This is a genomic window from Micromonospora sp. NPDC047738 (genome assembly GCF_040642675.1).
GTDB lineage: Bacteria > Actinomycetota > Actinomycetes > Mycobacteriales > Micromonosporaceae > Micromonospora.
On sequence record NZ_JBEYSO010000012.1, the window covers coordinates 139,065 to 159,789 of the forward strand.

Genomic DNA, 20,725 nt, shown 5'->3' on the forward strand with positions numbered 1-20,725 from the left:
CGTTTGGATCACACCCGGAATGGACGAACTCCCCCATGCCCCCTCAGGGCGCCGCGCGGGTCACGTCGACTGCCCAGGGTGGACACTATGATCTAGAGGAAAGCGCGATCAAGGACGCTACGTAAGCAACTTCTCACTAACGGTCGCCTGGTTGTCGCCAAGATTGACAATTACTGTCAGGGCCATAGCGAAGTTGGGCAGATTTTGCCCACCGTTCGGGGTGGGGTGCAGTGGCCGAGGACGAGGAAAGCAGGGCACCGGACCGGTCCGAGCCGGCCGAGGAACTGTTCCCGCTGTTGATCGCGGTGACGCCGTCGCCGGCCGAGCGGCTCCGGCTCGCCGAACGCCTCGACGGCGTCGCGCCACTGCTGCTGGTCGCCGACCTCGACGAGCTGCGCAGACTGATCGCGGCGCCACAGCGGCTTGCCCGGGCGGCGGCCGCGCCGCCACCCGCCGCCCCGTCCACCGGAGCCGACGACATCCTGCTGATCGACTCGGCCCGGTCCACCGCTCGCTGGCGGGACCGCGAGATCAGCCTCACCCGCCTCGAGCACGACCTGCTGGCCTGCCTGACCACCGAGCCGATCCGGGCCTGGAGCTACCCCGAGCTGCACCGATCGGTCTGGCGTGACGAAGGACGGGAGCGCAAGGCGGATGTGCAGTCGCTGGTGAAGCGGCTACGGCGCAAGCTCACCGAACTCGGCACCGGCGTCACCATCGTCGCGGTACGCGGCGTCGGGTTCCGGCTGGCCGGCCACCAGCGGCCGAACGCCAACGGCGGATGAGGCCGCCCCACCTGACGCGGCTCACCGGACGCCTGCGGACCCCCGTCACCTTCTGGATCGTCCCTGGCCGGGGACTCGCTTGCCCCCGGGCCAGTCGAAATGCTGCGGCGCCCCAACATCGGGACTATCCGGGCTGTCACCTGTGGCTCGGCGATCAGGCGAACTGTGGAACGCGAGACTCGTGGCACGGTTCGAGCGAGATGTGCGCGGACAGCGCACGCAGGAAGTCGGGCGCGTCGAAACTCTCGCCGGCGGAGGCGACGCCACTCGTCCTCGTCTGACCGCCGAGAATGCGATGGACCGCTTCGACCGCCAGCGGTGCGCTGATGGCGTAGATGTCCTGGCCGCTGGCGACGACGCGTCGTTGCGTGTCGCCGGAGCGCACCATGACGTCGACGGTGAACCGCTGCGCGGACCGGCCGCGCTCATCGACTGCGGTTAGCGCGGGAGTGTCCGCGGCGGCCAGGTCCCTGGCCGCGTCGGTGGTCATGTACGTGCGCACCTCCGGGATCGACAGGTGACTGGGGACCGTGACGACGTCGGCCATCGTGAACTCGCCGAGCACGGGCCGGGTGCCCAGCGGAGCGGGAAAGTCCCATTCCAGCGTCGGCAGGTCGCTCGCGTCGACGTAGTACTCCAGCCGGCCGGCGGTGTAGCGGACCCGCCGGCCGTCGCGCCGATCGCGGGAGACGCGGCCGGAGGCGAGGGTCCCGGCCGTGGGGTGCCAGCTGCTCAATCCGTACGCGACGTGCGCCTCGTCGGCCGCCGTCCAGTCTCCCATCGCCGTGGTGACCAGCAGATCGCCGAGTCCGCCGTAGAAGGCCATCGCCGGAACCACCGCGATGCCCGCGGCCCGAGCACGGTCGGCGAAGTGCGTGAACGTGTCGAGGTTGGCCTCGATCTCGGCTGCCACGTCCACGTACGGGATGCTGGCGCGTAGGGCGGCCTCGATCACGGGGGCCGCGGTCGAGGCGAACGGGCCGGCGCAGGTGACGACCGCGGTCGCGCCCTTCAGCGCCGAGCATGAGCTCGCGCAACCTGGCCCGCCATTTCAAGTCGATAACCGGCACCACCCCACTGCAGTGGCTGTCGACACAGCGGATCCGCCGCGCGCAGGAGTTGCTGGAGAACACCGACAACAGCATCGACGCCATCGCCCAGGCGGCTGGCATGGGAACCGCCACGACGCTGCGCCGACACTTCAACCACACCGTCGGCGTGTCTCCGGACGCCTACCGTCGCACCTTCCGCAGCGCCTGATCCACCACATCGCGGTGACCACCGACGGACGACTGCCAGCGGCGGGTGAGGGCACCCCATCCGGCGCGCCTCACACGATGCCGAACAGCAGGGCGGCGGCGAGAATGACCAGGCAGGTGAGCGCCGCCCACTTGACGGTGAACTTGGTGTGGTCGCCGAACTCGACCTTGGCCAGACCGATGAGCACGTACACGGCCGGCACCAGGGGGCTGGACATGTGCAGGGGCTGCCCGACCAGTGACGCGCGGGCGATCTCGATAGGCGCGACACCGTGGGCGGCGCCCGCCTCGGCGAGGATCGGGACGATGCCGAAGTAGAACCCGTCGTTGGACATGAAGTAGGTCAGCGGCAGGCTGAGCAGCGCGGTGATGGTCGCCATGTGCGACCCGAGCGCGTCGGGGATGGCTGCGATCAAGGTGCGGGCCATCTGCTCCACCATGCCGGTGCCAGCGAGGACGCCGGTGAAGACCGCGGCGGCGAAGACCATCCCTGAGACGTTGAGGACGTTGTCGGCGTGGGCGGCGATGCGCTCCTTCTGCTCCCGTACGTGCCGGAAGTTCACGGTGAGCGCGATGGCCGCGCCGAGCATGAACAACACCGGGATGGGCATGACCTGCATGATCAGCAGGGTGAGGAGGGCGACGGTCAGGGCCGCGTTGAACCAGAACAGCTTGGGTCGCAGGGTGGCGCGGTGCGGATCCAGCGTGGCCGGTCCGGTGTCGGCCAGGTCGTCGTCGACCGGTGTGCCGCCGCCGAGCGATGCGGGGCGCGGCACCTGACGGTCGCCACCGACGCCCGCGAGGGCCGGCACGGCGACCGCTTCGCTGACCACCACCCGAGTCTCCGAATCGACTTCCGCCTCGACCGGGTCGAGGGTCAGCGCGCCGAGGCGGCGGCGCTCACGGAGCCCGAGGAACCCGGCAAAAAGGAGCACGAAGGCCAGACCGACCACGAGCGCGGGGATCATCGGTACGAAGATCTCGCCCGCGTCGAGGTGCAGGGCACTGGCCGCGCGGGCGGTCGGTCCACCCCACGGCACGGTGTTCATCACGCCGTTCGCGGTCGCGACCACGCCGGTCAGCACGAGGACGCTCATCTTCAACCGCCGGTACAGGGGCAGCAGCGCCGCGACCGTGATCATGAACGTGGTGGAGCCGTCACCGTCCAGCGAGACGAAGGCGGCGAGCACGGCGGTGCCCACCACCACCCGCAGCGGATCGGCCTTGCAGAAGCGCAGGACAGCCCGCACGATCGGGTCGAACAGCCCGACGTCGATCATCACCCCGAAGTAGATGATGGCGAACATGAGCATGGCGGCGGTCGGTGCCAGCGACTTGACGCCGTCCATGACGTAGTCGCCGAGCGAGGCACCCTGGCCGACGAGCACACAGAAGAGCGCCGGGATCAGGATCAAGGCCCCGATCGGCGACATCTTCTTGGTCATGATCAGCACAAGGAATGTCGCGATCATCGCGAAACCGGCAATCGACAGCATGAGGTGCCTTACGTTCGTCGTTGAAGCGGTGGCGGTCGGCGCTCGGTGCCGGCCGGCGGGTGCCGGGTGTGGTCCGGCTCATAGGAGGCGACCGTACGGATGAGCACCTGGTTGCGGGAGTGTTACGCCGGTTGCGCCCGTAACCCGCACAGGTAGCGTTCTGCGCGTTTTGCTCACCGGCCGGGGCGTGGCGGTCCGGGAGTAGGTTGGCACGGTGCTCAAGCCCCCGAAGCTCGCCACCCAGACGATGCTGCTGCAGCTGGCAGTCATCGTGATGCTCGCGGGAAGCGGCTTCCTCCTGGTCGGCGCCCTGCTCCGGGCCGAGGTGGAGCGACAGTTGCAGGATCGCGCGCTGGGGATCGCCGAATCCGTCGCCGCCCGCCCCGGCCTCGGTGACGCGCTACGCACGGCTCGTCCTGACTCGGACGGGGCGATCCAGCGCGACGCGGAAGGTGTCCGGCAGGCCACGGGCGCCCTGTTCGTCGTGGTCTTCGACCGCCGAGGCGTCCGGTACTCGCACCCCAACCCCGATGCCGTCGGAGAGCGGGTCAGCACCGACCCCTCCGGCGCGCTGAACGGAAAGCAGGTGTCGAGCATCGAGCGGGGCACCCTGGGCCTGTCCGCCCGCGGCAAGGTGCCCGTCCACGATTCCCGCGGCGATGTCGTCGGCGGGGTCAGCGTGGGCATCGACGCGGGCGAGGTCGGCAACCGCCTGGACCACCTCCTGCCGGCCACCGGCTTGTTCACCGGCCTGGCGCTGGTCGTCGGTGCGGTGAGCGCGGCGCTGCTGGCCCGACGCCTGCGGAGACGCACCCTCGCGCTGGAGCCGGCCGATCTGGCCGACCTGCTCCGCGAGCACGTCGCGGTGTTGGAAGGCATCGGCGAAGGAGTGGTCGCGGTCGACGCCGGCGGGCGGATCACCGTCTGCAACGCGGAGGCTGCGCGGATCCTCGGTGGCACCCCGCGACACGCCGCCGACCTGCCGGCGGAGGCGCGCGCGCTGCTCACCGACGGCGCAGCGGTGGTGGGCGCGCTGCGGGTCGTCGGCGACCGGGTGGTCCGGGTGACCCGCCGGCCGGTGCGCCGCGGCGGCCACGATCTCGGCACCGTGCTGACCATGCGGGACCGGACCGACCTGGACGGGCTGTCCCGCGAGTTGGAGGCGACCCGGGCGCTGACCGACGCGCTGCGGGCGCAGGCGCACGAGTACACGAACCGGCTGCACACGCTCACCGGCATGCTGCACCTGGGGCACACCGACGACGCGCGGGCGTACCTGACGGAGCTGGCGGGTGAGTCGATGGGCGGCGGGCTGGTTTCGGACACGTACCTCGACGGGTTGCTGACGGCGAAGGCCGCGGTCGCCTCGGAGGCCGGTGTCACGTTGCGGCCCGGCGAGGACAGTTGGATGCCGGGCCGGTTGATCGCCCCGCTCGATGTCGTCACGGTGGTCGGCAACCTGGTCGACAATGCGATCCGCGCTGCCGCAGCCGGCTTCCGGCGGCCGGCCTGGGTGGAGGTGAGTCTGCTGGCGGCCGGCGCCGACCTGCACGTGTACGTCGCCGACAGCGGCGGGGGCCTGCCTGTCGAACACGCCGAGCGGGTCTTCCGGCCCGGTTTCACCACCAGCGGCGACACCTCGCGCCCGCATGGTCTCGGCCTGTCCCTGGCGCGGCAGACCGCCCGCCGGCACGGTGGGGACGTGACGCTGCGCGACGCCGGCGGCGGGCATGCTGGTGCGGTGTTCGTGGCCGTGCTGCCGGGCGTGCTCGACCCGGAGCCCGGGCTGGCCTGGCAGGGCAGCGAATGATGCGGGTCCTGATCGTCGACGACGACTTCCGGGTCGCCGGTCTGCACGCGTCGTACGTCAGCGGCGCGGGATTCACCGTGGTTGGCACCGCGCACACGGCCGCGGACACCGTCGCCAGGTGCAAGGAGTTGCAGCCCGATCTGGTGCTGCTGGACCAGTACCTGCCCGATCGGTACGGCGTCGAGGTGCTGCCCGAGCTCACCGCCGACGTGATCATGCTGACCGCCGCGGCGGACGCCCGGACGGTCCGCGCCGCGCTCGGCGCCGGGGCGTTGAACTACCTCGTCAAGCCGTTCACCGCGCAGCAACTGGTGGAGCGGCTGACCGCCTACCGCCGGTACCGCCAGCAGCTCGGCACCAGCCAGGAACTCAGCCAGACCGAGATCGACCAGGCGATGGCGCTGCTGCATCAGCAGGACTTGCCGGCCGCCGCGCTGCCCAAGGGCCGGTCGTCGGTCACCGCGCAGCAGGTGTTGACCGCCATGCGTGACTGCGGCCGACAGGTCACCGCGGTCGAGGTTGCCGACATGGTCGGGATCTCAAGGGCCACCGCACAGCGATACCTGGCCGACCTCGCCCGTGCAGGGAAGCTGGAGCTGAAGCTGCGGTACGGCAGCACCGGCCGGCCGGAGCACCTGTACCGGTGGCGCGGCAGCGCGTCCTGACGACGCGGGGTGGCTGCCGCTGCCTTGTGCCGGTCAGGCCCACCGGCCCTCGAAGAGCGGGGCGACCGGGCGGTCCCGGCGGCTGATCCGCAGATCTCCGAAGACCGTGCTCCGTTCCGCGCGGTCGACCTCGGCGTCCAGGTCGACCCGCAACTCCTGCGAGGCGTCGTGGGCGGCGCCGATGAGCACGAGTTCGGTCCCGGGGTGATCGAGGAAGCCCGGCGGGTCGAGCGGGGCGAAGCGCCGGCCGTGGAACTTCTGCTGCAGTGGGGCAGGCAGTTTGACCTTCTGCGAGCGGCCGAGGCCGACGCCGGGCGGGGACGGCGCCTGCGGGTTCTTCACCGTGACGATGTAGCTCGCCTCCGGCTCGATGCTGAGCTCATGCTGCGCCTCGCCGAGCCGCAACGGCAGTTCCAACTCGTACGCCAGATGGGTGTGGTCATCGTGCCGCGCGATCACGTACGCCCCCTCCGCGGCGGGCCGCGCCGGCGGCTGCCGTCGCCCGCCGCGAGTCCGCGTCCGGTACGCGCGCGCCTGCAACGCCTCGTGCAACTGCTCGGGCCGGTCCACGACCTCGTCGACGAACGCCCAGAAGCGGTCGTGCTCGTCGATGTCCGGCAGGCGTTTGCGGCCGACGATCAGCAGTCGCAGGTGCCTCCCGTGCCACGGGTGCATCACCACCAGCAGCCGCTGCACCTCTTCCAGGGAGTCGACGTGCTCCTCCTCCACCCGTGGGCGGTAGAGGAAGTAGATGTCGCCGTCCTCCAGTAGTTCGGCCATCCGCCCCGCGTACCCGGAACGGCCGTTCAGCAACGTCGCCCGCGGTCCTGAGCGCTCCCCAGCCGGGCCCGTTTGCCCGCGCGCACCACGGGCAATCGCGCGAGGCAACCACGTCACGGGGAGGAGCAGGCGATGAAGATCCACGACCCGTCCAGCCAGGCGATGCAGAAGGACTACGACGTCACCGACATCGAGCGCCTGATGGGCAAGAAGGACTGGAAGAACTACGACGACGTGATCAACTGGCTGAAGAAGGAAGGTGACGAGGACCGACGGTTCACCCCGGGCGAGGTGCAGCACATGATCGACGACTTCGCCCGGGCGCGGGACAAGAAGATGGACTTCGTCCGCGATCCCGAGCAGCTCTACCAGAACCTCAAGAGCAGCCGGTAGCGACACCGGTCGGGCCTCGGCCCACGTCGACGGCACCCGGGCCGCTGGGAGCGGCCTGGGTACGTCGCGTGCATGCCCGTCACCGGGGCACACGGGGAGGGCGGCTGGGGCGGTACGGTCAGCCGATGACGGACATGGTGAGTGGTGCCCGGCAGTCGATCCACGCGGAACGCCCCGCCGGCACGCGTGCCCTCCTGGCGCTCCACGGTCTGCTCGCGGCCGGCTACCTGCTCGGCGCCGGCGTCACCGCGCTCGTCGCGGCTGTCCGAAGCGGGCACTACGAGGGGCTGCTCAGCCCGGGACTGGATCAGTTCGACGACCCGAAGGTCTACCTCCCGCCGGTCGGCCCCGATTCCCTGTGGAATCCGTTGACCTGGATCTTCAGCCTGGCGCACCTCATAGCGATCTTCATCCGACCGCTCGCGGCGGTCGCGGGGCTCCTCGGGCTGCTGCACCTGCTCCGTGCTGGCGTGCGTGGTCATCGGCGTGCCGCCGGCTGGCTCGCGGTCGGCACGGCCGTCTCCTTCGCGCTGCTCGCGATCAGCCTGACCCCGTACGGCAGCCAGATGCAGGCCTGGCTGCTGGACTGAGAGCACGCGAGAGGAGCCACGAGGTGCTGCTGCCCGCCTTGTCCGGGGCGTTCGGTGACGACGCCGACGCGATCCGGGTCGGGGACCGGCGGGCGTCGCGGGAGCAACTGCTCGCCGCCGCTACCGCCCTCGCCGACCGCATCGCCGGCGGCGACGCGGTGGCGATCTGGGCGACGGCCAGCATGGAAACCGTGGTGGCCGTGGTCGCCGGCCTGCTCGCCGGCGTGCCCGTCGTACCGGTGCCGCCGGATTCCGGCCCGACCGAGCGGGACCACGTGCTGCGCGACTCCGCCGCCGCGCTGCTGCTCGTCCCCCCGGCCATCGAGGGCGGCGCAGCGCTGGCGGACGGGCCGGTTCCCGTCGTCGCCGTCGACCTGAGCGCCCGCTCAAGCAGCAGCTATCCCGAGCCGGCGCCGGAGAGCCCCGCGCTGATCCTCTACACCTCCGGCACCACGGGAGCGCCGAAGGGAGCGGTGATCCCCCGGCAGGCGATCGCCGCCGACCTGGACGCCCTGGCCGACGCCTGGTCGTGGACACCCGAGGATCTGCTGGTGCACGGTCTGCCCCTGTTCCACGTACACGGCCTCGTGCTCGGGGTGCTGGGTGCGCTGCGGGTCGGGTCCCGGCTGGCCCACACCGGCCGTCCCACGCCGGACGCGTACGCCGCAGCCGGCGGCACCCTGTACTTCGGCGTGCCGACCGTGTGGTCGCGGGTCTGCGCCGATCCGTCCGCCGCCCGGGCCCTGTCGTCGGCTCGGCTGCTGGTCTCCGGCAGCGCACCGCTGCCGCTGCCCGTCTTCGCGCGGCTCGCCGAGCTCACCGGCCAGCCGCCGGTCGAGCGGTACGGGATGACCGAGACGCTGATCACGGTCAGCGGACGCGCGGACGGTGCGCGTCGGCCCGGCTTCGTCGGCACGCCACTGGCCGGAGTCGAGACCCGGTTGGTCGGCGAGGACGGCGGCCCGGTGGCGCCCGACGGGGCGTCCGCCGGCGAGCTCCAGGTGCGTGGGCCGATGATGTTCCGCGGGTACCTCAACCGGCCGGAGGCCGACCGGGAGTCGTTCACCTCGGACGGCTGGTTCCGCACCGGCGACATCGCCACCGTCGACGCCGACGGGTGGCACCGGATCATGGGCCGCGCGTCCATCGACATGATCAAGAGTGGTGGGTACCGGATCGGGGCGGGCGAGGTGGAGGACGCGCTGCTCGCCCACCCCGCGGTCCGGGAGGCGGCCGTGGTCGGCGCGCCCCATCCCGACCTCGGGCAGCAGGTGGTCGCCTACGTGGTCGCCGACGCGGCGAGCGAGGCGCAGCTCATCGAGTTCGTGGCCGGCCGGATCGCCGCGCACAAACGCCCGCGGCAGATCCATCTGGTGGAACAGCTACCGCGCAACGCGATGGGCAAGGTGCAGAAGAGGCTGCTCGCCGCAGGATGAGACGTCCCTCAGAAGCTCGCCTTCGGCGCACCCTGGCCTGGATCGATCCTGGTCGGTCCGCCGGCTGACGGCCGCACGTCGAAGTCGAAGATCTCGGTCGGGATGTAGACGGTGGCACAGGAGTTCGGGATGTCCACCACCCCGGAGAACCGTCCCTCGATCGGCGCGGCGCCGAGGAGGAGGTAGGCCTGTTCCGGGGTGTAGCCGAATTTGGTCAGGTAGTCGATGGCATGCAGGCAGGCTCGCTGGAACGCCAGCTGGGAGTCCAGGTAGCGCTGTTCGCCGTCCAGCGTCACGGAGATGCCGGAGAAGGCCAGCCACTGGCAGTACTGCGGGTTGGTGTTTCCCGGCAGGAAGATGACGTTCTCCGAGACGCCGTAGGTGCTCATGCCGCCCTTGATGAGGTCGACGTGCAGGTCGATGAAGCCGCCCATTTCGATGGCGCCGCAGAACGTGATCTCACCGTCGCCCTGGGAGAAATGGAGGTCGCCGACAGACAGGTTGGCGCCCGGGACGTAGACCGGATAGAAGACCCGTGATCCCTTGGTGAGGTTCTTGATGTCCTGGTTCCCACCGTTTTCTCGAGGGGGCGCCGTACGGGCCGCTTCCGCCGCCACCCGGTCGAAGTCGGCGCCGCTCAGCGTCCCGAGGATCGCGTCACGCGGCTCGGGTGGCAGTGACAGTGGCGGCACCCGGTCGGGATCCGTGGCCCGCAGTGCCGTTTCCCGTTGATTCCAGGTCGCCAGCAGCTGGGCCGACGGGGCCGTGCCCATCAGCCCCGGATGGACCATCCCGGTGAACGCGACTCCCGGGATGTGCCGCGACGTCGCCTTCTGCCCGGTGAAGTCCCAGATCGCCTTGTAGGCGTCAGGGAACTGGTCGGTGAGGAAGCCTCCGCCGTTGCGCTTGGGGAAGATGCCGGTGTATCCCCAGCCCTGGCCGGCGAGCGGGCCCGAATCCTCCTGCGGGATGGGGCCGACGTCGAGGATGTCGACCACGAGCAGGTCGCCGGGCTCGGCGCCCTGCACCGCGAACGGCCCGCTGAGGGCGTGCACCTTCGACAGGGGCGCGTCCCGCACGTCCACCGCCGAGTCGTCGTTGTGGATGGCGCCATCGAACCACTCCCGGCAGTGGACCCGAAACGACTGGCCGGGCCGGACGGTGACCGCGGGCGGGATGTCCGGGTGCCATCTGTTGTGGCCGACCTTCTCCTGGTCGGTGAAACTCCTGGTCGAGTCCAGGGGAAACAACAGTTCGGGCATAGCCGCTTTCCCTTCAGCACGTGCCGTCCGCGCGGTTCGGGCCCTGTCTCACGGCCGCGGGAGGCGAGCCAGGCGGGGGTTGACCGGGCGCCGGCTCGCCTGCTGCCCGCCAGGAATCGCCGACACCACGTCCGGCTTCTCCGCACTCCGCTCCGCCCGGTCGATGGCCGCGGCCAACCGGCGTGGCGTGCGGACGAGCAGCGGCGCGGAGAACACTCTGACGCCGTCGCTGCCGCACACGGAACAGGGGGCACGGGCAGCGGCCTCGCCGATCGGGAACGACGCCGCGAAGTCGCCGTGCCGGGAACATCGGTACGTGTAGGTCGCCACCCCGCCTCCCCTCGGCTGAGACACGCCCGTCCCAGGAGGGTCGGTAGTCGCGTGCCCGTGGTGCCAAGCATCGGACGCGGACCGCCCGCCGCGCAGGCCAACGCCGGAACTCGTGAACGCCGGGGCAACAGTCCTGCTCCGTGGCACGGCACCGGCAGCCCGCAGGTGCCGACCCGTCAATCCAGCCGAGCGGCGCCGTCGGGCCAGAGGACAGTGGTCGGGATGCCGCGCTGCCGCGCCCAATCGACGGTCCGGTCCGTCGACGCCGCGTGGCAGCCGGGTTCGCCGTCCCACACCGCCACGAGTCGCTGCACCCGTCGCACCAGTTCCCGGTTGGCCGCCACGTAGGCGGCGGTGCCCGAGCGGTCGTACCCGGTGTGGATGACCTCGACCGCCCGGGCCAGCAGCTCGTCGAAGGCGACCCGGTTCCCGGGGTCGATCACGGCGGTCCGGTAGTCCCGCGCCGGCAGGATCACCTCGTACGTGCCGCCGGTGGCCAGAATCGTGCGCGCGAAGACCTGATCGGCGCCGGCCGCCAGGCAGGTGACACCGTGCACCGGCCGGTCACTGATCCGGCGCAGCTCGACGCGGAGCGCGTCGGCGACGAGACCCTCGGTGGCGCGGGTCAGGTTGATGTGCCCGGTGATGCCGACACGCACCGGTACGGAATCAGTCGACATTCTCCGGTCCCCTCCGCTGCGCGGGCACCGCGGGTGCCAGCCGGATCAGCTCGAACCCGTTGTCGGACAGCACGTCGGGCAGCGCCCGGATCTCCTCGCGGTTCTGCTCCTGGACCTCGGGAGTCAGCTCGTCCCACGGCCGCAGCGCCGGGTGCCGCCGCCGGGCGTCGTCGCGGGGTTCGCCGTACGTCCAGCCTTCTCCTCGTCGTTCCCGGCACCACCGTTCGTGCTCGAGGCGGGCGAGTTCCTCGATCCGGTCGTCGATGGCCAGCCCGGCGGCGGAGGCGTCGCCGGTGCTGCCGTGCCGGGGTGCCACGACGCAGCCGAGGTTCAACAGCTTGGCGGCGATGTCCTGGACGTGGGCCCGGTTGGCTCGCCGCAGTGACTCGGGCAGTCGTGACCAGTCCACCATCGCCGGCACGTCGCCCGGGCGTACTCCGGCGCGCTGCTGGGCTTGCAGGTAGCGGTCGTGGATCAGCCGGGCCAGCCGTTCGGTGAGGTCCTCGGCGATCAGTCGGGCGTCGCAGGCGCGGGTCAGCACCGGGTAGAGGCGGAGCTTGCCGTGCACCTCGTCGAGGAGGTCGTGGCGGGAGTCGCCGTGGAAGGCGGCGGCGAGCGCAGCCTGCCGATAGACCGGTACGAACACGGAACTCTCCGCGCCCTGCCACAGGGCGGGCGTGTCCAGCACGAACTGCAGGCCGCTGGTCTCCTCCGGGGCGCAGATGTAGATGCGGTCGTAGTGGTCGCGTTCGAGCGGGGCGAGCTCGACGAGGCGGTCGAGGTCCAGGTTGTACGCGGCGAGCTGGCAGACGGTGGTCAGGAACGGGTAGCGGGACGCCGCGAGGGCCAGTTCGGTGCTGGCGTCCGGGGCGACGAGGTCCACCCGCAGGGGTGTGACGAGGTGACCGGGAGGGGTGTCGGCGCGGCGGGCTCGCCAGTGCCGGGCGGTTTCCACCAGGAGGGCTCGGCGGAAGGCGCCGGTGCCGGCGATGAGGACCCTCGTCGGTCGGCCGGTCGCGGGTGGCAGTGGGTGGTGGCGGTGCAGCGCGCGGGCGGCAACGTCGTCGACGTGGAAGTAGTCCAGCCGTAGTCGGCTGGATCCGGCGGCGCCGAGTCGTCGGGCCTGCAGGGACAGGCACATCTCGGGGTCGTGGACCTGCACGTAGACCCGAGGTGGCTGTCGCCGGTCCTGGACGAGTCGGCTGGCGGTGTTGGCGATCGCGTGGTTGCGGTCGGCGTCGTCGGTGCAGGCGTAGATGGTGTGGGCCAGGGGTAGCCCCGCGCCGCGCAGCACTTCCGGGCTGGTCGGGTCGCCGACGACGCCGAGATAGCGGCGCCGGCGGTATTCCAGCGGTCCGAACGGTTCGGAGCGCACCACGACCACGCGTTCGCCGTCGGCGAAGAGCCGGTCGGCGAGCATGTGGGCGAACTGGGAGTCGCCGCAGACCAGGACGTGATCGCGGGCTCGTCGGGCGCGCAGGCGGCGGATCTCGGCGGCCAGCAGCAGCCGGCCGGTCTCGGCCACGGCGAGGAGGGTGAACAGCGGGGCGGTGAACCGGGCGACCTGCAGCTGCCAGGGGTAGGGGCCGGCGTTCTGGAAGGGCTCGGCGCTGAGGACGAAGAGTTGCAGGTCGTAGTAGAGCACGTCGTACGGGTCGTGGGCGGTCTCCGGCCGTACCGCGAGCAGGCGCTCGAAGCCGATGTAGCCGAGGACGAGGGAGGCCAGCCCGATGACTCCGAACACGATGCGCAGCCACCATCCGGCTGGGCGGGAAAAGCCGGCGACGGGGTCCGTCATCGAGCGACTCTCGGGTCGGTGGGACGGTGGTGGCAGGGGCCGGCTCGGCGGGGACGCCGGTAGGGGCGGCGCGGCCACCAGGTTGCGACCATGCGCGCCATGCTATTGGACGGAGTCGATCGGGGCCGCGCTCGACGCACCTGCGCATTTCGCAGGTGAACCCGAACCGGTGGGCGGTGACCGTCGTCGGCCAGGAACGCCTGAGCGACAATCGACGCCGTGCGGTTCGGCATCCTGGGCGCGACCGAGGTATATACCGCCGACGGTCGCCGGCTGACCGTCGGCGGGCCGCGGCTGCGTGCGCTGCTGGTGCTGTTGCTGCTCGACGGCGGGCGGGTGGTGCCGCGGGGGCGGCTGATCGACGGCCTCTACGGCGCCGACCCGCCGGCCGGCGTGGCGAACGCGCTGCAGTCGCAGGTGTCCCGGCTGCGCCAGGTGCTGTCGACCGGGCCGGTCGATCCGGTCGAGTTCCACCCGGCGGGCTACCGGCTGGCGGTCGACCCGGAGGACGTCGACGTGCACCGGTTCGTCCGCCTGGCCGACGCGGGGCGGGCCGCGCTCGGCGGCGGTGATCCGCGCCGAGCCGCCGACCTGCTGCGCGAGGCGCTCGCGTTGTGGCGCGGGGAACCGCTGGCGGATGTGCTGGAGGCGCCGTTCGCCGCGGCGCAGGCGGCGCGGCTGCGGGATCGCCGGCTGGCCGCGACGGAGGACCGGATCGAAGCGGAGCTGCGGTTGGCGGGGCCCGGATCGTCTGCCGTCGGGACACTGGTGGCCGAGCTGCGGGAGCTGGTGGCCGCGCACCCGTTGCGGGAGCGGCTGCACGGCCAGCTGATGCGCGTGCTGCACGCCGACGGCCGCCGGGCCGAGGCGCTCACCGCCTTCGCGGATCTTCGTCGGGTGCTCGCCGACGAACTGGGCTCCGACCCGTCCGCCGAGCTGGTCGCGTTGCACGCGGCTCTGCTGCGCGACGAGGTCGAACCCCGCGCCGAGGTGGCCCCGCCCCGGCTGCCGTCGCTGCCCGGTCAGTTGAGCAGCTTCGTGGGCCGGGAGGAGGAACTGCGCCGCCTCGGCAAGCTGCTCGGCGAGGCTCGGCTGGTCACGCTGCACGGCCCGGGCGGCGTGGGGAAGACCCGGTTGGGTCTTGAGGCCGCCGCACGGCACGGCGGCGAGGTGTGCCTGGTCGAGTTGGCCGCGGTGCCGGCCGGTGCGGAGGTCGCCCCGGCGGTGCTGGCCGCGCTCGACCTGCGCGACGCCGCGCTGCGCGTGCCGGGCGGGCCCCGCGACGTCACCGACCGGCTAGTCGCGGCGCTCGCCGACCGCCGGCTGCTGCTCCTGCTCGACAACTGCGAGCATGTGGTGGCCGACGCGGCTCGGCTCACCGCACGGCTGCTGCGGGCCGCCCCGATGGTCCGCGTCCTGGCCACCAGCCGGGAACCGCTCGGTGTGACCGGTGAGGCGCTCTGCCCGGTGGTCGGGCTGCCGGTGCCGTCCGGCAGTGTCCCGTCCGAGTTGGCCCGGGAGTACGCCGCGGTGCGGCTGTTCGCGGACCGCGCCGCCGACGTGGCGCCGGGGTTCGCGGTGGACGCGAGCACGGTGGCGGCGGTGCTGCGGATCTGCCGTACCCTCGACGGTTTGCCGCTGGCGATCGAGCTGGCCGCGGCGCGGTTGCGGGCGCTGCCGGCGGCGGAGGTGGCGGCCCGGCTGGACGACCGGTTCCGGCTGCTGAACCGGGGCAGCCGGGTGGCCGAGCCGCGGCACCAGACGTTGCGGGCGGTGGTGCGCTGGAGCTGGGATCTGCTGGGCGAGCCGGAGCGGCGGCTGGCGCGCCGGCTGAGCGTGTTCGCCGGCAGCGCCGACCTGGCGGCCATCGAGCGGGTCTGCGCGCCGGTGGACGCGGACGTGCTCGACGTGCTGACGAGCCTGGTGGAGAAGTCGCTGGTGGACGCGACCGACGGGCGTTTCCGCATGTTGGAGACGGTGCGCGCGTTCGCGGCCGAGCGGCTCGCCGAGGCGGGCGAGGTCGAGCGGCTGCGCCACGCGCACGCGGCGTATTTTCTCGACCTCGCTCGGGCGGGCGACGTCGGGTTGCGGGGCGCGGCGCAGCTGGACTGGCTGCGGCGGCTGGACGCCGACCGGGACGACCTGCTCGCCGCCCTGCGCCGGGCGGTGGCGGGCGACGACATTGCCGTCGCGTTGCGGCTGGTCGCCGCCCTGTCGTTCTACTGGTGGCTGCGGGGCCTGCGGGCCGAGGGCGCCGCGCTGGCCGGGCGGCTCGTCGACCGGCTCGGCGCCCCGCCACCGGGGCTCGCCGAGGAGTACGCGCTCTGCCTGCTGGTCGCCGCGGTGAGCGGCTGCGGCAGCGCGGACCCGTTGACGGCCAGCGACATCCTCTGGGGTCTGGGCCGGCCGCCCGCGTACCCGTTCCTGCTCTACCTGTCCGGGATGACCGCCGGTCCCCCGTCACAGGAGCGGATGTCGCTGCTCACGCAGCGGCGGGACGGGTTGCTCGGTGGTGACCCGTGGAGTCAGGCCCTGGGGTCGCTCGGGCGGGCCATGTTGTGGCTGCTCAACGGCCGGTACGACGAGGCCCGCGCGGAGCTGGCGGTGGCCCTCGACGGTTTCCGCGCGATCGGCGAACGGTGGGGCATGATCCTGGTCCTGAGCACGCTCGCCGAGGGTGCCTACCGGGTCGGGGATTCCGCGGCGGCCGCCGAACCGATGGCGGAGGCGCTGCGGTTGGCGCGCGAGCTCGGCTCGGCGCTCGACATGGCCGAGTTGCTGCGTACCCGGGCGGACGGGCGGCTCGGGGTCGGTGACCTGGACGGGGCGGGCACCGACTACCACCGGGTGGTGGAGGTCGCGCAACCGGCCGGGGCGCCGGAGTTGGTCGCAGCGGCCCACTACGGGCTCGGCGAGATCGCCCGGCGGAGCGGTGACCTGGACCGGGCCCGGCAGCTGTGCGAGCAGGCGGTGGCGGAGTGCCCGGCCGGCTGGTTCGGCGCCGAGGTGGTGCGGCTGGCGGCGTTGGTCGCGCTCGGACAGATTGCCGACGCGGTCGGGGACGCACCGACGGCCCGCGCCCGCTACCGGGAGGTGCTGGGCGCGACCCTCGGGGTGTGGGACGTGCCGACCGTCGGCGCCGCGGTGGAGGGCCTGGTCGGGCCGGTGCTGCGGCGCGGTGAGGCCGAGCGGGCGGCGCTGTTGCTCGGGTCGGTGTCGGCGCTGCTGCGCGGTACCGGCGCCGGCGAGGCGGCGCAGGCCGCGCCGGTGGCGGCGGCCGCCCGGGCGGAGCTCGGGGACGGGACGTTCGAGCGGGCCTTCGCCCGGGGCGCCGGGCTGGGCCGGGAGCGGGCGCTCGCGCTGTTGGACGGGCGCTGACGGCGGGCACAGCCGCCGTCAGCGGACGGTGCGCGGCCGGTCAGCGCGGCCGGCCAGGCTGCCGGCATGACCTACGAAACATCAGCCGTCGTCGCCGAGGGGCTGCGCAAGTCGTACGGCGGCACGCCGGCGCTCGATGGGTTCGACCTGACTGTGCCGGCCGGCACGGTATGCGGACTGCTCGGCCCGAACGGCGCGGGCAAGACCACCGCGGTGCGGATCCTGGCCACCCTGCTGCGCTTCGACGCCGGGCACGCGCGGGTCGCCGGGTACGACGTGGCCCGGCACCCCGATCGGGTCCGCGCGCTGATCGGGTTGACCGGGCAGTACGCCGCGGTCGACGAGATCCTCAGCGGGCGGCAGAACCTGATCCTGTTCGGCCGGCTGCGGCACCTGCCGGCGCGGGTGGCCCGGCGCCGGGCCGACGAGCTGCTCGACCAGTTCGGGCTCGCCGACGCCGCGGACCGTTCGGCCGGGGCGTACTCCGGTGGGATGCGCCGGCGGCTCGACCTCGCCGCCAGCCTGATCACCACGCCGCGGGTGCTGTTCCTGGATGAGCCCACCACCGGGCTGGACCCGCGCAGCCGAAACGGCCTGTGGGAGGCGGTCCGGTCGCTCGTCGCCGACGGCACCACGGTGCTGCTCACCACGCAGTACCTGGAGGAGGCGGACCAGCTGGCCGACCGGATCTCGGTGGTGGACGCCGGCCGGGTGGTGGCCGAGGGCACCTCGGCCGAGCTGAAGGCCCGGATCGGCGAGGACCGGATCGAGCTGGTGGTCCGGCACGCCGCGCAGTTGCCGGCCGCCGCCGGCGTCGTCGAACGGATCACCGGCGGGCCGGTGTCCGTGGACGTGGAGATCCGGCAGCTCAGCACGCCCGTCGTGGACCGGATCGGCGCGCTCGCCGACGTCATGCGGGCACTGCAGGAGCACGGGGTGGCGGTCGAGGACGTCGTCCTGCGCGGGCCCACCCTGGACGAGGCGTTCCTACGGCTCACCGGGCACCGGTCGGCCGGTACCCGCGAGGAGGTGGCGGTGTGAGCACGGCAGTCGACTCACGGCGCGGTGCGGAACCCACCGAGGTGCGGTCGCCCGCCGGTCCGCTGGCCCGGCTCGGCTGGGCGGTGGCCGACGGTTGGGTGATGGCCGGGCGGAACATGCGGCACGTGGTCCGGTCGCCCGAGGAGATCATCCTCTATTTCAGCCTGCCGATCATGTTCGTGCTCGTCTTCGGCTACGTGTTCGGCAGCGGCATGGCGGTGCCCGGCAACGGCAACTACCGGGAGTTCCTGCTGCCCGGCGTGTTCGTGATGACGATGCTCTACGGCCTCGGCGCCACCGCGTCGGCGGTCGCCGTCGACGCCAGCCGTGGCGTGGTCGACCGGTTCCGGTCCATGCCGATGGCCCGGTCCGCGCTGCTCACCGGGCGGGCCTGCGCCGATCTCGCTCGGGCCGTGCTGGAGCTGGCCACGCTGGTGGTCTGCGGCCTGCTCGTGGGTTGGCGGTGGCGCAACGGGGTGGGCGACGCGCTGGCGGCGGCGGGCCTGATCCTGCTGCTGCGGCTCGCGCTCACCTGGGTGGGCATCCTGTTCGGCCTGCTCGTGCCGAACCCGGACACGGTCGCGGTGATCGTGTTCCCGCTGGCCTTCCCGCTCACCGCCCTGTCCAACGTCTTCGTCGCCCCGGACCTGCTGCCGCAGTGGCTGGGTGCGGTGGCCGCGTGGAATCCGCTGTCCGCCACCGTCGCGGCCGCGCGGGAGCTGTTCGGCAACCCGGGCATCGGCGGCGAGTCGTGGGCGGCGCAGCATCCGCTGCCGTTGGCGCTCGGCTGGCCGCTGCTGCTCATCGTGCTGGTCGCGCCGCTGGCCGTCCGCCGCTACCAGCGGCTCAGCCGCTGACCAACCGGGCGGGCGCGTCGCTCGTACGCCGGAGGAGGTGGGTGCGCGGGCATCCGCCTCCTCCGCTGCCGGCTTGGGCTACCGGTACTGGCTGCGATCCGGCAGCGGACAGCGGCTCATCGACTTATCCCGGCCATCGCCACGAGGCGGCGGGCGAGCCGGGCGGCCGCTTCCCGCAGCTCCGGAGGCTCCAGCACCTCCGCCTCGAAGCCCAGCCCGGCGACCCGCACGGCGAGCCAGTCCAGGTTGTCGCCGCCGACGACGAGCACGCACCACCCGTCGCGGTCGTCCTCCACGCGCCCCACCTGGGGTGGCATCAGCTCCCGCACCCGGTCGGGCCGGGCGTGCACCCGCACCCGGGCGAGATACCGGTACGGCGCCTCGGTCACCGACCGCCGCACGTAGGCGACCGGGTCGGGGTGCTCCCTCGCCCGGAAGCGCCAGGTCGTCGCCACCACCTCGCGCATCCGGTCCAGCCGGAAGGTGCGCCAGTCGTCTCGGTCGACGTCCCAGGCCATCAGGTACCAGCGGCGGCCGGTGGTGACCATCCGCACCGGTTCGACCGTGCGCTCGCGGTCCCCGCCGTCGCGGCCGGCGTACCGGAACCGCACCCGCACGGCGTCGCGGCAGGCCCGCGCGAGCGTCACCAGGAGCTCCGCGTCGATCTCGACCCCGGGGTCGACCAGCGTCTCGGTGGCGGCGTGCACGGCCCGCACCTCGGCGCGCAGCCGGGGCGGCATCACCTGGTCGAGCTTTGCGAGCGCCCGCAGCGCTGCCTCGCCCGCGCCGGCGACCGTGCCACCGGCCGCCAGCCGCAGGGACACCGCCGTCGCGGTCGCCTCCTCGTCGTCGAGGAGCAGCGGTGGCAGCCGGGTGCCCGCGCCGAGCTGGTAGCCGCCGCCGACGCCCGCCGTCGCGTGCACGGGGTAGCCGAGCGCGCGCAGCCGCTCCACGTCGCGGCGCACCGACCGGTCGGTGACCCCCAGCTCGGCGGCGAGTTCGGCGGCGGTCCAGGACGGCCGCCGCTGCAGCAGCGCCAGCAGCCGCAGCACCCGCTCGGTCGTCGCTTCCACGGTCACGCACTCATCGTCCCACGGATCACGGAACGATCCTGTCCGCTATCTGCGTGAGGCTGGCACCATGACCGACCAGACCTGGAACGCCCTGCTCCGGGACCAGCTCGCCTGGCACTGGACCACCCAACTGCGCGAGCGCCTCGACGGACTCACCGACGACGAGTACTTCTGGGAGCCGGCGCCCGGCTGTTGGAGCGTGCGCCCGCGCGGCACCGGCATCGCACCGGTGCAGGCCGGGTCCGGCGCGATGACCATCGACTTCGCGATGCCGCAGCCCGACCCTCCACCGTTCACGACAATCGCCTGGCGGCTCGGGCACGTGATCGTCGGCGTGCTCGCGGTACGTAACGCCGCGCACTTCGGTCGCGTGCCCACCGACTACCAGTCGTTCGAGTACGCCACGACCGCGACCGCGGCGCTGGCCCAGCTCGACGCGGAGTACGCCACGTGGTTGGCCGGGGTCGAGTCCCTCGGCGAAGCCGGCCTCGCCCGCCCGTGCGGGGAGGCGGAGGGCCCGTACGCCGGGCGTCCCCTGGCAGCGCTGGTGCTGCACATCAACCGCGAGCTGATCCACCATCTGGCCGAGGTGTGCCTGCTCCGCGACCTCTACCAGCACACTCACGAAGAGACCCGACGAGAGGCGAACTGAGATGGCCCGCGACGTACAGATCACTTTTGACTGCGCCGACCCGGCCGGGTTGGCGGCGTTCTGGGCCGACGCCCTCGGCTACCGGGTGCAGGACCCGCCCAAGGGCTTCGAGTCGTGGGAGCAGGCCCTGGAGGCGATGGGCGTGCCACCCGAGCGCCGCAACGACGCCTCGGCGGTGGTCGACCCCGAGGGCGCCGGACCGCGGCTGTTCTTCCAGCGGGTGCCGGAGCGCAAGCAGGTCAAGAACCGCGTGCACCTCGATGTGCGAGCCGCGCCCGGGCTCGAGGCCGAGGCGCGGATGGCGGCCCTGGAGGCGGAGGCCGAGCGGCTGGTCTCCCGCGGCGCCACCCGGCTCGGGCGCCACGAGCCCGCTCCCCCGCTCGGCGCCGGTCACATCGTGATGGCCGACCCGGAGGGCAACGAGTTCTGCCTCGACTGAT

Annotated in this window: 19 protein-coding genes and 1 pseudogene; 12 read left to right on the plus strand and 8 right to left on the minus strand. The window is 72.6% G+C overall.

Annotated features, from left to right (window positions below; genetic code table 11):
- Window positions 1-230: 230 nt before the first annotated feature.
- The gene (locus tag ABZ783_RS20595; RefSeq protein WP_357440541.1) at window positions 231-785 is read left to right on the plus strand and encodes a winged helix-turn-helix domain-containing protein; all 555 of its coding nucleotides are present in this window, start codon (window positions 231-233) and stop codon (window positions 783-785) included.
- Window positions 786-939: 154 nt separating this feature from the next.
- Here the strand turns inward: ABZ783_RS20595 and ABZ783_RS20600 are convergent, their stop codons facing one another.
- Window positions 940-1,740: a saccharopine dehydrogenase gene (locus ABZ783_RS20600; protein ID WP_357440544.1), complete on the minus strand. Its 801-nt coding sequence runs from the start codon at window positions 1,738-1,740 to the stop codon at window positions 940-942.
- 65 nt (window positions 1,741-1,805) lie between these two features.
- Between ABZ783_RS20600 and ABZ783_RS20605 the strand changes: the two are divergent.
- Window positions 1,806-2,045: pseudogene (locus ABZ783_RS20605) on the plus strand (helix-turn-helix domain-containing protein); the annotation flags it as partial.
- Between the two features lie 70 nt (window positions 2,046-2,115).
- Here ABZ783_RS20605 and ABZ783_RS20610 read toward each other — a convergent pair.
- Window positions 2,116-3,540, minus strand: coding sequence for a citrate:proton symporter (locus ABZ783_RS20610; RefSeq protein ID WP_357440546.1), 1,425 nt, complete (start codon window positions 3,538-3,540; stop codon window positions 2,116-2,118).
- A gap of 214 nt (window positions 3,541-3,754) precedes the next feature.
- On the opposite strand from ABZ783_RS20610, the gene ABZ783_RS20615 reads away from it, so the two are divergent.
- Together ABZ783_RS20615 and ABZ783_RS20620 are read left to right on the plus strand one after the other, a co-directional pair.
- A complete protein-coding gene (locus ABZ783_RS20615) occupies window positions 3,755-5,350 on the plus strand; it encodes an ATP-binding protein (protein ID WP_357440549.1) in 1,596 nt (531 codons plus the stop codon).
- Window positions 5,350-6,015 carry a response regulator gene (locus ABZ783_RS20620; protein ID WP_357440551.1) on the plus strand — a complete coding sequence of 222 codons (666 nt, stop codon included), beginning with the start codon at window positions 5,350-5,352 and terminating at the stop codon, window positions 6,013-6,015. Before ABZ783_RS20615 ends, ABZ783_RS20620 begins: the two co-directional genes overlap by 1 nt.
- Window positions 6,016-6,048: 33 nt before the next feature.
- Here the strand turns inward: ABZ783_RS20620 and ABZ783_RS20625 are convergent, their stop codons facing one another.
- Window positions 6,049-6,795, minus strand: a complete 747-nt coding sequence (locus ABZ783_RS20625; protein ID WP_357440553.1) for a hypothetical protein — start codon at window positions 6,793-6,795, stop codon at window positions 6,049-6,051.
- Between the two features lie 132 nt (window positions 6,796-6,927).
- On the opposite strand from ABZ783_RS20625, the gene ABZ783_RS20630 reads away from it, so the two are divergent.
- The 3 genes from ABZ783_RS20630 (at window position 6,928) to ABZ783_RS20640 (ending at window position 9,214) form a co-directional block, all read left to right on the plus strand.
- Window positions 6,928-7,188, plus strand: a complete 261-nt coding sequence (locus ABZ783_RS20630; protein ID WP_073835825.1) for a hypothetical protein — start codon at window positions 6,928-6,930, stop codon at window positions 7,186-7,188.
- Window positions 7,189-7,313: 125 nt separating this feature from the next.
- On the plus strand, window positions 7,314-7,778 hold the full coding sequence (locus ABZ783_RS20635; RefSeq protein ID WP_357440555.1) for a hypothetical protein: 465 nt from the start codon (window positions 7,314-7,316) through the stop codon (window positions 7,776-7,778).
- A gap of 23 nt (window positions 7,779-7,801) precedes the next feature.
- Window positions 7,802-9,214: an acyl-CoA synthetase gene (locus ABZ783_RS20640; protein ID WP_357440557.1), complete on the plus strand. Its 1,413-nt coding sequence runs from the start codon at window positions 7,802-7,804 to the stop codon at window positions 9,212-9,214.
- Window positions 9,215-9,222: 8 nt separating this feature from the next.
- Here ABZ783_RS20640 and fmdA read toward each other — a convergent pair whose 3' ends face one another.
- The 4 genes from fmdA to ABZ783_RS20660 form a co-directional block, all read right to left on the minus strand.
- Window positions 9,223-10,476, minus strand: coding sequence for a formamidase (fmdA, locus tag ABZ783_RS20645; protein WP_357440560.1), 1,254 nt, complete (start codon window positions 10,474-10,476; stop codon window positions 9,223-9,225).
- Between the two features lie 48 nt (window positions 10,477-10,524).
- On the minus strand, window positions 10,525-10,806 hold the full coding sequence (locus tag ABZ783_RS20650) for a zinc ribbon domain-containing protein (RefSeq protein ID WP_357440563.1): 282 nt from the start codon (window positions 10,804-10,806) through the stop codon (window positions 10,525-10,527).
- Window positions 10,807-10,982: 176 nt separating this feature from the next.
- Entirely contained in the window at window positions 10,983-11,486 is a 504-nt protein-coding gene (locus tag ABZ783_RS20655; RefSeq protein ID WP_357440565.1) for a hypothetical protein, read from the minus strand.
- Complete coding sequence (locus tag ABZ783_RS20660) at window positions 11,476-13,284, minus strand: RyR domain-containing protein (protein WP_357440568.1); 1,809 nt, start codon at window positions 13,282-13,284, stop codon at window positions 11,476-11,478. The genes ABZ783_RS20655 and ABZ783_RS20660 overlap by 11 nt, the downstream gene beginning before the upstream one ends.
- 219 nt (window positions 13,285-13,503) lie before the next feature.
- Here ABZ783_RS20660 and ABZ783_RS20665 point away from each other — a divergent pair, with 219 nt between their 5' ends.
- From ABZ783_RS20665 to ABZ783_RS20675, 3 genes are all read left to right on the plus strand, one after another.
- Window positions 13,504-16,662, plus strand: a complete 3,159-nt coding sequence (locus ABZ783_RS20665) for a BTAD domain-containing putative transcriptional regulator (RefSeq protein ID WP_357440571.1) — start codon at window positions 13,504-13,506, stop codon at window positions 16,660-16,662.
- A 66-nt stretch (window positions 16,663-16,728) separates the two neighbouring features.
- Window positions 16,729-17,703 (plus strand): ATP-binding cassette domain-containing protein, encoded by a 975-nt coding sequence (locus ABZ783_RS20670; protein WP_357440573.1) that lies wholly within the window; start codon window positions 16,729-16,731, stop codon window positions 17,701-17,703.
- A complete protein-coding gene (locus ABZ783_RS20675) occupies window positions 17,700-18,560 on the plus strand; it encodes an ABC transporter permease (protein ID WP_357440576.1) in 861 nt (286 codons plus the stop codon). Before ABZ783_RS20670 ends, ABZ783_RS20675 begins: the two co-directional genes overlap by 4 nt.
- A 116-nt stretch (window positions 18,561-18,676) precedes the next feature.
- On the opposite strand, the gene ABZ783_RS20680 is transcribed toward ABZ783_RS20675, so the two are convergent.
- Window positions 18,677-19,639: a YafY family protein gene (locus tag ABZ783_RS20680; RefSeq protein ID WP_357440579.1), complete on the minus strand. Its 963-nt coding sequence runs from the start codon at window positions 19,637-19,639 to the stop codon at window positions 18,677-18,679.
- Between the two features lie 61 nt (window positions 19,640-19,700).
- Here ABZ783_RS20680 and ABZ783_RS20685 point away from each other — a divergent pair, with 61 nt between their 5' ends.
- A complete protein-coding gene (locus tag ABZ783_RS20685; protein ID WP_357440582.1) occupies window positions 19,701-20,285 on the plus strand; it encodes a DinB family protein in 585 nt (194 codons plus the stop codon).
- Window position 20,286: 1 nt separating this feature from the next.
- Complete coding sequence (locus tag ABZ783_RS20690; RefSeq protein ID WP_357440585.1) at window positions 20,287-20,724, plus strand: VOC family protein; 438 nt, start codon at window positions 20,287-20,289, stop codon at window positions 20,722-20,724.
- Window position 20,725: the final 1 nt, after the last annotated feature.

Excerpts from the sequence above, each read along its gene's own strand:
- ABZ783_RS20635 (WP_357440555.1), top strand. The coding sequence starts at position 7,314 with ATGACGGACATGGTGAGTGGTGCCCGGCAGTCGATCCACGCGGAACGC.
- ABZ783_RS20610 (WP_357440546.1), bottom strand. The coding sequence starts at position 3,540 with ATGCTGTCGATTGCCGGTTTCGCGATGATCGCGACATTCCTTGTGCTG.
- ABZ783_RS20685 (WP_357440582.1), top strand. The coding sequence starts at position 19,701 with ATGACCGACCAGACCTGGAACGCCCTGCTCCGGGACCAGCTCGCCTGG.
- ABZ783_RS20625 (WP_357440553.1), bottom strand. The coding sequence starts at position 6,795 with ATGGCCGAACTACTGGAGGACGGCGACATCTACTTCCTCTACCGCCCA.
- ABZ783_RS20655 (WP_357440565.1), bottom strand. The coding sequence starts at position 11,486 with ATGTCGACTGATTCCGTACCGGTGCGTGTCGGCATCACCGGGCACATC.
- ABZ783_RS20670 (WP_357440573.1), top strand. The coding sequence starts at position 16,729 with ATGACCTACGAAACATCAGCCGTCGTCGCCGAGGGGCTGCGCAAGTCG.
- ABZ783_RS20660 (WP_357440568.1), bottom strand. The coding sequence starts at position 13,284 with ATGACGGACCCCGTCGCCGGCTTTTCCCGCCCAGCCGGATGGTGGCTG.
- ABZ783_RS20690 (WP_357440585.1), top strand. The coding sequence starts at position 20,287 with ATGGCCCGCGACGTACAGATCACTTTTGACTGCGCCGACCCGGCCGGG.
- ABZ783_RS20630 (WP_073835825.1), top strand. The coding sequence starts at position 6,928 with ATGAAGATCCACGACCCGTCCAGCCAGGCGATGCAGAAGGACTACGAC.
- ABZ783_RS20620 (WP_357440551.1), top strand. The coding sequence starts at position 5,350 with ATGCGGGTCCTGATCGTCGACGACGACTTCCGGGTCGCCGGTCTGCAC.
- fmdA (WP_357440560.1), bottom strand. The coding sequence starts at position 10,476 with ATGCCCGAACTGTTGTTTCCCCTGGACTCGACCAGGAGTTTCACCGAC.